Annotated in this window: 10 protein-coding genes; all 10 read right to left on the bottom strand. The window is 53.4% G+C overall.

All coding sequences use genetic code 11. The features are described from left to right. Nucleotide 1: 1 nt before the first annotated feature. The 10 genes from wcaK to wbaP all read right to left on the bottom strand — a co-directional run bounded on the left by wcaK (nucleotide 2) and on the right by wbaP (nucleotide 13,564). A complete protein-coding gene (gene wcaK, locus HFD97_RS10460; protein WP_033736181.1) occupies nucleotides 2-1,264 on the bottom strand; it encodes a colanic acid biosynthesis pyruvyl transferase WcaK in 1,263 nt (420 codons plus the stop codon). Between the two features lie 157 nt (nucleotides 1,265-1,421). Further along, nucleotides 1,422-3,638 carry a phage tailspike protein gene (locus tag HFD97_RS10455; RefSeq protein ID WP_009089264.1) on the bottom strand — a complete coding sequence of 739 codons (2,217 nt, stop codon included), beginning with the start codon at nucleotides 3,636-3,638 and terminating at the stop codon, nucleotides 1,422-1,424. Between the two features lie 82 nt (nucleotides 3,639-3,720). Further along, nucleotides 3,721-4,755: a glycosyltransferase gene (locus HFD97_RS10450; RefSeq protein WP_009089262.1), complete on the bottom strand. Its 1,035-nt coding sequence runs from the start codon at nucleotides 4,753-4,755 to the stop codon at nucleotides 3,721-3,723. A 46-nt stretch (nucleotides 4,756-4,801) separates the two neighbouring features. Further along, complete coding sequence (locus HFD97_RS10445; RefSeq protein WP_046102193.1) at nucleotides 4,802-5,554, bottom strand: glycosyltransferase family 2 protein; 753 nt, start codon at nucleotides 5,552-5,554, stop codon at nucleotides 4,802-4,804. 69 nt (nucleotides 5,555-5,623) lie between these two features. After that, nucleotides 5,624-6,541, bottom strand: coding sequence for a glycosyltransferase family 2 protein (locus tag HFD97_RS10440; RefSeq protein ID WP_167431451.1), 918 nt, complete (start codon nucleotides 6,539-6,541; stop codon nucleotides 5,624-5,626). Between the two features lie 114 nt (nucleotides 6,542-6,655). After that, nucleotides 6,656-7,792 (bottom strand): EpsG family protein, encoded by a 1,137-nt coding sequence (locus tag HFD97_RS10435; RefSeq protein WP_009089257.1) that lies wholly within the window; start codon nucleotides 7,790-7,792, stop codon nucleotides 6,656-6,658. Between the two features lie 277 nt (nucleotides 7,793-8,069). Continuing rightward, nucleotides 8,070-10,247 (bottom strand): tyrosine-protein kinase Wzc, encoded by a 2,178-nt coding sequence (wzc, locus tag HFD97_RS10430; protein WP_167431450.1) that lies wholly within the window; start codon nucleotides 10,245-10,247, stop codon nucleotides 8,070-8,072. A gap of 12 nt (nucleotides 10,248-10,259) precedes the next feature. Beyond that, the gene (locus HFD97_RS10425) at nucleotides 10,260-10,694 is read right to left on the bottom strand and encodes a protein-tyrosine-phosphatase (protein ID WP_009089253.1); all 435 of its coding nucleotides are present in this window, start codon (nucleotides 10,692-10,694) and stop codon (nucleotides 10,260-10,262) included. 9 nt (nucleotides 10,695-10,703) lie between these two features. Then, complete coding sequence (locus HFD97_RS10420; RefSeq protein ID WP_009089251.1) at nucleotides 10,704-11,843, bottom strand: polysaccharide export protein; 1,140 nt, start codon at nucleotides 11,841-11,843, stop codon at nucleotides 10,704-10,706. Nucleotides 11,844-12,130: 287 nt separating this feature from the next. After that, the gene (gene wbaP, locus HFD97_RS10415; protein ID WP_009089249.1) at nucleotides 12,131-13,564 is read right to left on the bottom strand and encodes an undecaprenyl-phosphate galactose phosphotransferase WbaP; all 1,434 of its coding nucleotides are present in this window, start codon (nucleotides 13,562-13,564) and stop codon (nucleotides 12,131-12,133) included. Nucleotides 13,565-14,309: the final 745 nt, after the last annotated feature.

The following is a 14,309-nucleotide window of genomic DNA, read 5'->3' as shown; positions in this document are numbered from 1 at the left end:
ATTACCCTAATACTTTGAGAATCTCTTCAGTGATCCGGTTGCCAATTTCCCTTTCATTCGCAACGGCCGTATTGACCTTCAGCTTAATGTTGTCGTAGTCGGCAAGCACACTCTTCACCTTGTCGATCAGCGAGCCATCCATCAGGCTTTTCACATCGGTTGCCATCTGCGGCAGACCCAGCTGGTTCATCACACCCATCGACTTGTGCTCATAGTTGATCGCCACGGCCGGGGTGCCAAAGTTCATGGAGATAATCGCCGAGTGCAGGCGGGTACCAATGGTCAGATGGCAGTGGCTCAGCAGGATGCCCAGCTCCAGGTCATTAAACTCATCCATGATGACATGGTAATGCTCAGGCTGCTCCACGTGATCGCGCAGGGTCAGCGCCACCATGCGGTCATCTTTGGCATAGCTGTCGATGCCGGTACAGGTGGAGAACGCCACGACCTGGTAACCTTCTGCGATCATCGCATTGATCACCCGACCAAAGGCTGCTTCATACTCTTTCTGTGTGACGCCCAGACGTTTATCAAACGGTGCCAGTTCGCGCACGGTGATGGCGATGGTTTTACGGCTGCTGATAATCCCCTGCCAGTGAAGCAGGTTATGGCTCGGATTTTCCACTTCACGCGCGCGCACCAGGAAAGCGGTGTCGACGCCGGCCGCGACTTTCGAGCTGGTGACGCCATCACGTTTCATCAGATCGAGGCTGACCGACTCACGCAGAACCAGGCTGTTAACGCGGTCAAAAACAAAGTTAGCCAGCGCATTGACGCGCGGGTTCTGGAACGGACCCACCGAGTGACCAATCAGGTAAATAGGCTTTTTCGCCATCAGCGCACAAAGCGCGTGGTCAAACTGGGTGACGCCATAGAGATCGACGAAGAATGACCCGCCAACCTGAATAATGGCGTCATATTTCGCCAGGCTTTCGGTAAAGGCTTTGAGGTGCGGTGGCACGGCAAACGACTTAAAGACGCCGCCCTTGCCCAGGTGCGCCATCATGATGTCGGGCATCAGACGGTTCGCGACTTTACGCTTAAACGAACCGACCAGACCTTTGCCTGACTTGCTGTTGTGCAGAAACAGCGCATCCTGCTGAATATCCTGCTGGAGCAGATAACCGGAGCTGGTTGGATAACGGCTAATCACATCAATGTCTAAATCACTGCGTGCAGACTTCATTGAATCAATCAGTCCACGAAGAATCGCGCCATCCCCACGATTCCCACACGTATGGTTACCCACCAATAAAATTTTCATAACAACTCCGAATAAATTTTTTTAATTCTGTAAGCCGCCCGGATCCGTCATGGGCAAAATGAGCTCTGTTCAAAATAATGCTTACGGGATAACGCACCCAAAGGTACCGCTCCTGTTAAATCCGGCCGCCTCCGTTGTGGCGGCCGTCATGCAAGGGTTAGGACTTAATGGCAAAGTAAGGCAGGGCAACCTGTTTCCCGTTGATGACCACGGAAACAAAGCCTTCCGGCTTGCTGGTATCGACCTGGTCGGCAGAGAGCGGACGCGACGCCATCAGCAGGTCGCCCTGCTCGTTGGCCCCGACACCCGCTTTGCCGTTGTGCAGACTGAAGCGCTGCGGCGCGCGTTTGGTCTTATCGCCCGCCGGCGGATTGCCTGGCTCCATCCGCGCGTTAACGCGCGCACAGCGACCGGTAACAAAACGATCCTTGCCGGTGGTTTTCACCAGCACGGCGGCCGACGGCGTCCAGCCCGCCAGTTTGACGAAGAGGCGAACGTCGGTGTCATGTTCAGCGACATAGCGCACATCGAGGACCGGGCTGCTGCCTTCGGCTGACCAGCTCGCTTCAGAGAGGTCTTTCTTGCGCTGCACGTGGATCACGGCGCGGCCACCGGTGGTTTTGTCGCTGATCAGGTTCATCAGGGGCTTGTCGCCGCTGCCGTTGCTGAACTGCGCCTGACCAAAGATTTCGATCTCCCAGGAGTCGCCCACCGTGGGTGAGTAGAGGCTGCCGAGATCAAACCAGGTCTCCTGATTGGTGTTGTTCTCCAGACGCCAGCGCGAGGTGATGTAGTTGTATTTCAGGCTGCCATCCAGCGCGACGCCGTAAGATTCAACGCGGGTCGACCCCATCTCCCAGATGCTGAGCAGACGATCGCCCTGCATCGAGTTATCGATCCAGCTGCCCGACTGCAGGCTGGTCTGGCGCATATTCAGACGCGTGTTATGGGCGATCAGCGGGTTCTTACAATCCTCCAGGCTCAGCGCATCAACGATCCACTGACCGTTGGAGAGATCGCCCGGGTTGTCACAGTGCTCAATCCAGCCGTTGTGGATAATCGACTGACCGCAGCGCGGCAAGTTGAGGACTTTGCCCCCACGGCAGTACTGCGCGTTGAAGTTCGACAGCTCGATAGCGGTGCTGTGGTCCCATTTGCCCTGCTTCTGTCCTGACCAGCCCGATTTGATGACGTCGCCGCTGCAGCGGGAGGCATACCACTGGTCGATTTTACAATCGAGGGTATCCTGCAGGCTGATCGCGGTACCGCCGACGGCGTTAAAGCGCAGGCAGGCACCCCGGAAATATTGTCCGCCCGGGCATATGTTATGGAAAAAGCCCTGCTGGTTCGGACTCTTATCGCTATTGCCGTTAAAAATCAGGTTGGAAAGCTCGACCCGGCGGGCATTCATCTGGAAGACGAACTCTGACTTACCATCGGAAACGAGGGTGGTCGCCGGGAAGTAACCAAAGTTGACCATCGCACCGGACATGCGGAAGAAGTTGAGATACTTGTCGCCCAGGTTGCAGGCGGAAACCATAAAGGTCCCGGCCGGGAACTGAACGCAGATCTGCTGGTTCGCCTGCTGCGACCACTGGAACATCGCCATAATGGCGGGTGCCGTATCGGTTTTCCCATCGGCGATGGCACCGAAATCAAACAGCGTCAGGCGGTTGAAATCGTCTACCACACGACGCCAGTGAAAGCCGTCACCGGCAAAGTTGACGCCGCCATCATTCTGCGCGGGCTGGAAGCTGCCGACGAACTCGCCGCCGCCCACTTCCCGCCCCTCGTGCCAGCTTTTGAGTTTGATCTTGGCCCCTTCAAACAGCGGACGGGTCTTGCGTAACTCCGCCACGGACGGGATCTCGCCAATCAGCTGATAACCCGCCGGCTGTGACAGGCGCTGACTGAAATCAGCAGCGCCCGGGCGACTGACATCCGCGATGTTAAACAGGGTCTGCCCGTTATTATCTTCTACCGTCATCGAATGCGAAGGATCGGCAATCAGCGCAGCATTATCCTGAATAAACTGCGCAAAGTTGCCCTTGTTCAGCGCGATAGGCTGAGCAATCTCGGAGACCTTACCACTGGCGTCACGCAGGAAGACCGGAATCTGGTTGCCAGGCTTGCTGGCATCCACACCGGCTTTACCAATCCAGAGCTTACCCTCAAAGCTCTGCCAGAACTGCGGTGGCATCGCGTAGACATTTTCCGGCGTCAGGATCGGCACGTCCCCTTTCGGCACGGCGGTGGCATCAACCGGTTTCAGGGCAATGCCGTTACTTTTAGCAGCGTAGCTGGAAAAGGTGCTCACGGAGAGAGCCCCCACCAGAGCGGAGGCGGCGGTCTGTAACACTTCTCTTCTTTTCATGCATCAATTCCCGTAGTCAATAAGGCCATTGGCCATGGCGGTGTCCCTGAGGCACGTCGCAAGTGAGCGTTTCCAGCTCCGGTTAAACCAATGACAGCCAGCTTTTTTTGATCTGATTACCGTCGAATTTCAGCGCGGTCTGTTTCGTTTTTTCGCTCATGGCATAGAGCAGCGCATCATCTGTCGCCAGCTGCTCCATTCGCGCCAGAAACGTGGCTTTGTCATTCATGGGCACCAGGAAACCATCTTCGCCGTGGTTGATGATCTCCTGAGGCCCGGTCGGGCAGTCGTAGGCGACGACCGGCAGTGACCAGGATTTCGCTTCCAGCAGCACCAGCGGCAATCCTTCATAGCGGGAGGTCATCAGCGCCATGTCGCTGTCGCGATAGTAGTCATTGATATTGCTGACCTTGCCGACAAACTTCACGCTGTCCGTGATCCCCAGCACTGCCGCCTGATCGTGCAGCTGCTGACGCAGTTCACCGTCACCGGCAATCACCAGCGTCCAGTCCGGGTGTTTTCTGGCAAAGTCACGCCAGATATCCAGCATCAGGTCAAACCCCTTCTGGTTATCCAGACGTCCGACGGCCAGCGCCTGACGGGAGCGGGTCTGGCGCTGATAGCCTTTGTAAACCACCGGATTGGGGATTTGCATGCTGGGAATGCGCCAGCGGCTGAACACCTGATGATCTTTGTCGGTCAGAACAATCACGCGGTCGTAGTAGCGCAGCAGCAGGAACTTGAGGAACTTAATCGGTTTGCTGAAGGAGTTAATGGCGATGTGTTCGCAGGCGTAGGCTTTGCCACGCTTCTTCTTCATCAGCAGAAGATTCCAGAAGGCGAACATCACGCTCAGGCGGCCCATGCTGATCAGGAAGACGGTGTCGAAACCCTCTTCATGGATTCGGGCAACCGCGCTTTTGATAGGGTTGCTCTGCCCTTCAAAGCTGACAATCTCTTTGACATGCTCAAACGGGTAGAAGGTTTTTCCGCTGCCTTCCAGCGAGTAGATGGTGACGTCATGCGTTTCGCCAAGACATTCTGACATGAAGTTACAGATATTCTCGGTGCCCGCATAGGAGTAAGCATCTTTGATCACCAGGACAATTTTTTTCATGAAACGCTATCCACCTCAAATTTTAAAGACAATCCTGCCGACGGGCTTAACGATGCTTAAGGGTAAACAGCACACCATTCACCATATACCAGGCGTAATAGTAATAGATTTTTAAAGGATTGTTTTTATAGATAATTCTTAATAATTCGAGGTGCCACTGGGCCGCTTTATTCTTATTACGTGAAAGGGAATCCCCTAATTCGTAATAGTTGACCAGAATCGTCTGAATTACGCGTGCCTGCTTGTAGCGGGTGAACAACTCATAGAGAAACAGGAAATCTTCGTGCCCTTTGCGCTGGAAGAAGAGTCCCTGAGGCGGGCGGCGGAAGCAGACGGAAGAAAAGCAGACGCGATACTGCTTTTTCACGAAATTTTCCTGCTGCAGATAAGGTTTGCCGTAGGTGATGTCGTGCTCAGCCTTGCGGGTTTTGTAGTGATACTCGGTAATGACAAAATCATCACCGGCCTCAATGGCGGCCACCTGCTGAGTCAGCTTATCCGCATGCCATTCATCATCACTGTCGAGGAAGGCGATGATCTCTTCCGTGGCCGCACGCAGCCCGACGTTGCGGGTCTCTGCTGCGCCCATGTTGACCGCGTTGTCCAGAATGGTGATGCGCGGGTCCTGGCAGTGCTCACGCACAAAGGCCAGCGAGTCGTCAGTGGATTTATCGTTGACCAGATAGAGGTGCCAGTCGGTATAGTGCTGGTTGATCACCGATTGCACGGCGCGTAATACCGTCTGACGGGCATTATACATAGGCATCACAATGCCAACGGTTCCAACAGAAGTCTTCATCTTCAACCCTGAATTAAATGAAAAGAGAGTGGCTCCTGATATCAGGAGCAGAGCGGGACACGCCGCGCGTCAGGAGATCGCTTTCTCACCACCGAAACGTGCTCTGACCTTGTCTTTGACCCGGTTCATGAAATAGGCACGGTTATCTTTGTTAGTGAGGAAGAAGTAGCGGGCAAAGCTCAGGCTCGCCATCAGCGACTTGCCATCCATCTTGTAGCGCAGCGGCAGCTTAAAGGCTTTGTAGGTGTGGATATCACGCGGGGTCAGATGCGGCTTCATGGTATCAAGCCAGAACATCGAATATTTCACCGATTCGCCTTTGTGCTTGGAGCCAAATTTGGTGACCAGATGATAGTTCGCCAGCGGCGCGGCAATCATCACGAAGTCATAGCCCATGCGGTCGGCACGAATACAGAAATCATAATCCTGATGGCGGATATAGCGGGTATCGAACTGAATTTTTGCCGCGTCTTCCCGCTTCAGCACGATGGTGCTGGTCTGGATAAAGCCGTAGCAGCCGAACAGATACTCGGCGACGGTTTCGTTTTTGCCTGGTGGCTGCATCGGCATTACTTTCAGGAACGATCCATCCTGATAGATATTGACCTGACTGAAGATGACAAATTTCTGTCTGCCCTGCCCCTCCAGCTGCACGATTTTCTCGCTCACCTGCTGCAGTTTGTCAGCGGCCCACTCATCATCGGCGTCCAGGAAGCTGACATAGTCGCCGGTGGCCAGCTCAATGCCTTTGTTGCGCGCACCGGCGCCGTTAAGTTTCACCTCAGAGAGCACCAGATTGATATCCAGCTCCTGATAGCGTTCGCTGCGAACAACGTCCGCCAGCGCGGCGGCATCCGCCGACTTATCATCAACGATGATGACCTCAAAATTGCGATACGTTTGAGCTTTAACGCAATCCAGCGTCGTGACAATCGATTCTGACGCGTTATAAGCCGGAATTACGATAGAGAAACGAATGTCCTTCATGGCCAGCACCTCATCAAAATAATTCAAAAATAAACAGTTCAGTCGACAACCGTCGAAGAAAAACCGGGGATCTGACAGGCGGCTGCCTCTCTGGAGAGTCCAGCCGCCCGGTAATCAGTGAATCAACCAAAACTCCCGCGCCACTTCATAGCCGGTCACCGCCTGCTTGGTTGAAATGGTGTTGTAGTAGAGGTAATAGAGCAGGAAGAACACCAGCATGCCAAACAGCGCGGGTTTCCATGACCGTCTGGCCTGATAAATCAGCGAGGTCAGGATGATCGGTTCAACCTGCTGCAGATAGTTAGACAGACGCGAACCGGATGGGAAGTTGTACAGGAAGATCCTGATCGCGCCGCCGATGGCAAAACTTAAAATCAGCAGATAGTTAAGACGATACTGGGCGTAATTTTCGCGCTTCAGCTCATCGGTCAGCATGAAATAGAAAAACACAAACACCAGCATGATGTTTTTCAGGTTCGACACCGCCAGGATACTGCCACCCATCGCATAAGAGGGGTCATTGTTATAGCCCGACGCCCTCTCACCCAGCGATCCCAGATGTCCGGCAATCAGGGCAATAAAGCTGGAACCGCCCACGACGGAGAGCGGCAGGCTGGCCACGATGATGATCACCGGCCACCAGCGCCAGTCACGAATAAACAGGAACGGCACCAGCGTCACGACCATGATTCCGGTGTTGTGACTGGTGAACGACAGCACGAAGAAGGCAAACGCCCACCAGTAGCGCTTGAGATAGATCGACCACAGGACGCCAAGGAACAGCGCCGAGCTCAGGCCAAAGCGGATCTGGTTGATGTCTTTGTTGATAAAGATGTGCGCCGAATAGAGCATCAGCGCCAGCACCGGATAGGGTGACATCTTCCGGAAAAAGTAAGTGTTAATGAAAACGGCAATGGCGCAGAAGACAAACAGAAAGATGCTGGCGTTGTGCGAAAACAGGCTGGTCAGCCAGGCGATCGCAAAAATCAGCGGTTCATAACGGAAAAATGCGACGGTTTTAAAGAAGCCGTTAATCTCGATACGTCTGACAAAGTCTTCAAAGAAACTCCGGTACTGGAAATCATCCATGCCGGTGCCGAGACCGCGAATCCCCCCGAAAACAATCAACAGTATGGCGGCCACACAGAGCAGCCAGGTCAGAATATGATTTGTGCGTTCGTCTTTTTTTAGCGCGATTTCAAACAGCGCAAGCAGCAGTAAAAAGCCTGATACATACCAATAGGGAGCCATGGTGTGATTCCTTAATTCCACAAGTTCTCATGCCAGCAATCATCCTGCTTCGCCTTCCCGGCCGGCTTTTCCGCGAGCCAGAGAGCACGATCACAAATGACGTGCGGGCGATGCCCTGCTGGAGATGAAGTCTGTTGAGTGACGCTCGCCATGCGATTTATCGTTTTATCGCTTTTCCGGGTCCGGACAGAATAACCTGTGTCAATTGATGCGTGTCGTCATTCAAAGGGACGATAAAAAGGGGCGGTCAGACCGCCCCCTGTTGCTTACTCAATGATCAGCTTTTGTTGGTCTTGCCGTAGTCGTAGGCGTAGTAGTCGTAACCATAGCCATACGCGTTGGCCGCTTTACGCACCACGGCGTTGAGGATCACACCTTTAATCTCAATACCGTTCTGGGCAAAGCGTTTGAAGCTGACGTCCACTTCTTTCGTGGTGTTGGCTTCGAAACGCGCCACCATCAGCGAGGTGCCTGCCAGCTTACCGATAATTGACGCATCGGTAACGGCCAGGATAGGTGGCGTATCGATTAATACCAGGTCGTAGTTCTTGCTCGCCCAGTCCAGCAGCTCACCCATACGACGATGCATCAGCAGCTCAGACGGGTTCGGCGGCACCTGACCACGAGGCAGGAAGTCGAAACCGTATACACCCTGCTGAATCAGCGCCGGGCTGAACTCCGTTTTACCGGACAGGACGTTGGACAGGCCTGATTTGTTATCCGCGCCCAGCAGTTCGTGGGTGTAGCCACGACGCATGTCGCCATCGATGAACAGGACACGCTGACCCGCTTTCGCGACCAGGGTCGCCAGGTTGGCACAGATAAAGGTTTTACCAATACCCGGGCTGGCGCCGGTGATCATCAGGATGTTGTTTTTCGCTTCCATCATGGCGAAGTGCAGGCTGGTACGCAGACTACGAATCGCTTCGATAGAGAGGTCAGTCGGGTTACCCAGCGCCAGCAGCGTTTCGTGCGGATCGGTTTTCACCTTGCTGCCGCGACGCGCCAGGGCTTCGGTATCCTTCTTACGCTGCCAGTCTGACAGAGGCACGCTGGCATAGACATTCATGCCCAGCTCTTCCAGCTGATCCGGGTTCTCGATGCCGTGATGCAGCAGCGCTTTCAGCAGAACCAGACCGACCGACACGAACAGACCCAGAATCAGGCTTGCGGCGATGATCAGCATCTTCTTCGGTGCGACCGGCGCGTTTGCTGTCTGCGCGCTGTCGATGATGCGGACATCACCCACGGTGCTCGCTTTACTGATGCCCAGCTCCTGCTGACGGTTCAGCAGCTGCATGTAGATCTCCTGACCAGACTGAACGTCACGGGTCAGACGCAGGATTTCCTGCTGAGTCTGAGGCATGCCAGAGATTTTCTTGTTCAGCTGAGCCTGCTCATTCTCCAGCGTTTTACGTTTTTCCAGCAGCGCACGGTAGGTCGGGTGATCTTTGGTGAACAGCTGAGAGACTTCCGCTTCACGGAAGGTCAGTTCGTTCAGCTGGCTCTGCACGCTGACAGAAGAGTCCAGGGCAGATTTCGCTTCCAGTGACAGGTCAACCGATTCGTTCTGACGACGGAAGGCGTTCAGTTTGTTTTCCGCATCATCCAGCTTGCTGCGAACGGCAGGCAGCTGAGTGCGCAGGAACTCCAGACTTTTCTCGGCCTGCTCAGACTTGCGCTCAACGTTCTGCAGCAGATAGTTATTCACGATCTGATTCAGGACTTTGCTGATCTGCTCCGGATCTTCACCCAGGTACTCCAGACCCAGCACGCCGGTATCTTTACCTTTGTCAGCCACGGTCAGGTTGGAGAGAACAGAACGGATCGCCTGCAGGTCGTTCAGCTTGGTGACGGTGAAGCTGGTGCCTTCGTCAGCGTGGATCTCGCTGACCAGCATGGTGACGTCGCCGTGCGACTCCAGCTGACCGACTTTACCTTTGAACAGCTCATCACCATCTTTAGAGACGGTGTAGCTCTGCGAGCCGGTCACTTCCAGTTCCACGTTACGCTTGTCGATGGTGCGTGGGATTTCCAGGCGGGAAATCGCGATGCTGGCAGGTTTATTTCCCATCAGGCGCGACAGACCCTTACCGATAACCGGGAAGTAGTTCTGCTCAACCACGGTATCCAGACCCAGATCGTCAACCGTTTTGCCGATGACCATACGGGATTCGAGGATCTCGATTTCCGTATCAGACGCCGGGGTCGGTGGCAGAATGCTGTCAATTTCGTTCAGAACGGTGCTGGCGTTCTTCTGCTCAACCTGAACCAGCGCATCTGCGCTGTAAATCGGTGTCGCAAACAGTGTGTAGAGTGTTCCCGCCAGCATGAAAAAAGCGGTAACGGCAACAATGATCCAGCGATGATCAATTAGCTGTCCCACAAGATGCGCCAGATCCCATCCATTCGACTCCTCTCCCGGCGCGGTTCTGACCTTATTTTTTATATTCATGGATAATCCCAACTATCGGCTTAATACGTTGACCCACTTCTGGGTAGCGTTTTCCAGTAACCCGTAAATCTCTTCAAAGGCCTCACGGCTTTTTCGATACGGATCCGCAATTTCTTTCTGATTGAGCCAGTGCCCAAGCAGCATGGTTTTGCCACGCGCAGCGGGGTCGATGCGATTCACCTGTTCAATCTGTCGCTTTTCCATCACCAGAATCAGATCGGCCTGACGGCACATCTCGGCCGTCAGCTGCTGCGCCTGGTGACCGTCCAGCGACAGACCCTGCGCAGCGGCGACGTCAGAGGCTGTCTGGTCGGCCGGGTGGCCTACCAGCGCCCCCAGGCCAGCAGAACGAACATCCAAATCGGGCAGCGCGCGTTTAAACAGGCGCTCTCCGGTGGGAGAGCGGCAGATATTGCCGACGCAAACGACTAACACGGACGTAATCATGGTCAGACCTTAGTTCGACCAGTTGCGGATACGCAGCGCGCTCTCGCTCACATCGTTGATACCCGCAATGGTTGGCAGTAATTGCGAGATCACACGGTTCCAGCGCGTCAGCGGTGTAGAGGTGACATAAACGATGTCGTAAGGCTGAAGCTGGAAATCGGTGCCCATCACCATGGATGCCGCATCTTTGGTGTTCAACTGATAGATGTTGGCAATCTTGCTGCGATCGGTACCGTGCAGTGGACGGATAACGAAGACACCGGTGGCGTCAGAGGTGGTCTGATCCATCCCGGCCGCATTACCCAGCGCTTCCGCCAGCGTCATGCCGCTGCGGTCCATTTTCAGGGTCGCCTGCTGCTTCACTTCGCCCATGACGAAGATTTTCAGATCGTCATTACGCGGAACGTAGAGGATATCGCCCGGATAGAGGAGATGGTTCTGGCTCAGGTCGCCATTCTGCATCAGCGCCTGCAGAGAGACACGCTGCTCACGACCATTGTGCGTCAGCACGACGTTACGCCAGTCTGCATCGGCAGCCAGGCCGCCCGCGGCGTTAATCGCATCCAGAATCGTCAGCGGCACGTTGGTAATCGGCTGCTGGCCTGAGGTGGTGACAGAACCGGTCACGTAGGCTTTCTGTGATTTGAACGAGGCGATGCTGACATCAACCTGAGGACTTTCGATGTACTGTGCCAGGCGACGGGCGACTTCGTTACGAACGTCGCCGACGGTACGGCCCGCGACACGCACACGACCGATGTAAGGATAGAAGATGGTGCCGTCTGAGTGTACCCAGTTGCCGGTGTCGCTGGCGCTACGATACTGACCGGCTGGGGTGGTCAGCTCCGGGTGATCCCAGACCGTGATGGTCAGTACATCGCCCACACCGATACGGTATTCGTAGTTCTGAATTTCGTTCTGGAGAGTCGGGTTCGCCTGGGCCACCAGTGGCTTAGGACGCATCTTCTCAACCAGTGAAGGGGTTAACGGAAAGACGTTGACGTATTTGTCGATGTCAAAGTTGCTATCCTGCTGCTCAATGACATCTTTTCCCGACGTAGAAAGGCGCTGACCTGGTTCGATCGTACACCCGCTGAGGAATGTGGCGGATACCAGCAAGGGTATCAATTTCATTTTGATTGTAATCATTTAGATCTTCGCTATCAGTTATTTATTGATAGAGGCGAAACCGCCGCTGTGTAAGCGTCCAACAAAAAAAGTAAATCCTGCCTGACTTAAGCTCTGAACCTGTCGTTCATTATCCTTGCTCCACTTGTTATACGTTGTCGCCATCTGTCAGGGCGAATCTGCGTGCCGTGCATCATAGTAGACTAATAATGCACGACGATATCCCTGACGATGGCGCCAACAACGACACGCCTGACAACGGCACAACACCTCTGAGTGCGCGTTAACGCACTCCTTTCGACTCACACTTAATACGCACCGTCACGTTTCAGGACGACACCCACTGTTTTGAACAGAATGGCGATGTCATTCCACAGTGACCAGTTTTTTACGTACCACGAGTCGAAATAGACGCGGGTTTCATAGTCAACATCATTACGACCGCTGACCTGCCACAATCCCGTCATGCCTGGCTTAGCCATCAGGTAATAATCAACATCACCAGCATAACGGCAGAGTTCATCTTCAATGACCGGACGAGGACCGACCAGGCTCATATCACCGCGCACCACATTCCAGAGCTGAGGTAACTCATCCAGACTGGTTTTACGAATGAAGTGGCCCACTTTAGTAATACGTGGATCATTTTTAAGTTTGAAATCTTTATCCCATTCCGCACGCGCAATCGGGTCAGTACGAAGGACCTCTTCCAGCACTTCTTTGGAATTAATCACCATCGAGCGGAACTTCAGGCATTTAAATTTACGGCCATTCATTCCTACACGTTCGTGACCATAAATCGGCGGTCCACCATCACGGCCAACCAGGAAGCCGAGCACCAGCAGCGCAGGCATCAGCATCAGAATAATCGACAGCGCACCGACAATATCGAATGTCCGCTTCAGGAAGCGAGACGTGCGTTTCGCCAGGTTGTTCTGAACACGCAGAATCATCACTTCATGGCTGAAGATGTAGGCCATGTCGGTCCCGTAGAGCGGCACACCGCGCAGGGTCGGGATAACGGAGACGGAACGGCAGTTGTGCATCGCCAGCGACTTCAGCCACATATCGCGGTACTGACTCTGCTCAAACTCCACCGCCACGATGAACTGGGTTTCACTGCTGGCCAGATGCCAGAGTTCCTGCTCGTCGCGCAGCACCGGCACGCCGTTCATGATCTCCTGCGGGCAGGTTCCATCAACGTCATAGAAGGCCACCACGTCAAAGCCCATCACCTCTTCGCTTTGCAGCGCCTGCCAGGCTTCGTGGGCATTTTTACTGCTGCCAATAATAATGGTCTGTTTTTTCCACAAGCCATTTTTATTAAGCAGACGTTTTGCCAGGGCGCGACAGGTTGGAATGAAAATCAGCGCCAGTACCCAGGTCAGCAGCCAGACAAAACGCGACATCTGCCACTGCGACAGCGCGGTAATCGACAGGTCAATAACAGAAAATATAAGAATGGTACGAAAAACTTCTTTTAATTCGAACCAGAAAGGTTTGCGGTAAGTGTAGTGACGAAGTCTTACCCAGAACCAGCCGATGCAAATAATTGACAGACAAATGTGCGTGGCAATTTGTAGATTCATTTCTTTTTCAGAAATATCTGCCAGCGGCGAATCTGACTGAACATTAATTAGCATCATCGCTATAAATAAAGCTGCGTTGAAACAAATTAAATCTGAACAGGCCAGCGTTAATTTGGTAATAAGACTTTTAAACGTAAATTGTGTATCGCGCATATTTAACTCTTTATTTTATTTCCTTTAACCCGCAACGGCTATCGCCTGTTTAATCGCTGAACGATGAAGCCTCTTCAGACTGAGCCGTTTCTAAGGGGAGCTCCTGCGGCGTTTACGCCCATGATCTTAACCATAAATCCAATAATATTGTGATGAATACCAACAGATTACTCTGACTTTAATCACCGCCAGCGCTGCTCATTTTATCAACGAAAAACACGATTCAGGCACGCTACCGCCCTTGGCTGTCGCTGCCAATATCGCTGTCATCATTCATATTGCTCCCCATAATGCGTCAGCGTTACCGGAACGCATCATACAGACGTTCGCGCTCAAATTACGCAATCCGGACATTGCGATTAATGTCGAATTGGTACGCAAATTACGACTCTGGGGAAGAGTTTGCTAACTTGTTGCTATACTAGTTATTACTGGCTTGTTTACAAGCAGGTCCCGCTATCCCTGGACTATTTTAGGAAAAAGACTACCAGCGATTAGTATTGAAGCCAGACAGGCAGTGCAATCCTTTCGTAATAATTCGGATTAATGCCATACTCCCGCTGCGATAAATCGCATAAGCCCCGCAGGTGAATATCGTTTTCACGGTGCAGAATGAGTAAGAATTATCTCCCCTCCCCTCTGCAGAGTTAATCAAACCGTCACACCGTTATGCTCATCTTTTGCACGATAAATCCGGGCTATCCGGCTGTAACGCCCCTGCCCTGCCATTTGTACCGGGCTTCGC

This window comes from Pantoea sp. EKM103V, assembly GCF_011800365.1.
GTDB lineage: Bacteria > Pseudomonadota > Gammaproteobacteria > Enterobacterales > Enterobacteriaceae > Pantoea > Pantoea anthophila.
The sequence above is the reverse complement of the archived record's forward strand: the minus strand, read 5'-3'. Positions and strand labels throughout refer to the sequence as shown.

What these genes read in the sequence shown, in the direction of transcription:
- wcaK (WP_033736181.1), bottom strand. Translation starts at nt 1,264, where the DNA reads ATGAAAATTTTATTGGTGGGTAACCATACGTGTGGGAATCGTGGGGAT.
- HFD97_RS10455 (WP_009089264.1), bottom strand. Translation starts at nt 3,638, where the DNA reads ATGAAAAGAAGAGAAGTGTTACAGACCGCCGCCTCCGCTCTGGTGGGG.
- HFD97_RS10450 (WP_009089262.1), bottom strand. Translation starts at nt 4,755, where the DNA reads ATGAAAAAAATTGTCCTGGTGATCAAAGATGCTTACTCCTATGCGGGC.
- HFD97_RS10445 (WP_046102193.1), bottom strand. Translation starts at nt 5,554, where the DNA reads ATGAAGACTTCTGTTGGAACCGTTGGCATTGTGATGCCTATGTATAAT.
- HFD97_RS10440 (WP_167431451.1), bottom strand. Translation starts at nt 6,541, where the DNA reads ATGAAGGACATTCGTTTCTCTATCGTAATTCCGGCTTATAACGCGTCA.
- HFD97_RS10435 (WP_009089257.1), bottom strand. Translation starts at nt 7,792, where the DNA reads ATGGCTCCCTATTGGTATGTATCAGGCTTTTTACTGCTGCTTGCGCTG.
- wzc (WP_167431450.1), bottom strand. Translation starts at nt 10,247, where the DNA reads ATGAATATAAAAAATAAGGTCAGAACCGCGCCGGGAGAGGAGTCGAAT.
- HFD97_RS10425 (WP_009089253.1), bottom strand. Translation starts at nt 10,694, where the DNA reads ATGATTACGTCCGTGTTAGTCGTTTGCGTCGGCAATATCTGCCGCTCT.
- HFD97_RS10420 (WP_009089251.1), bottom strand. Translation starts at nt 11,843, where the DNA reads ATGATTACAATCAAAATGAAATTGATACCCTTGCTGGTATCCGCCACA.
- wbaP (WP_009089249.1), bottom strand. Translation starts at nt 13,564, where the DNA reads ATGCGCGATACACAATTTACGTTTAAAAGTCTTATTACCAAATTAACG.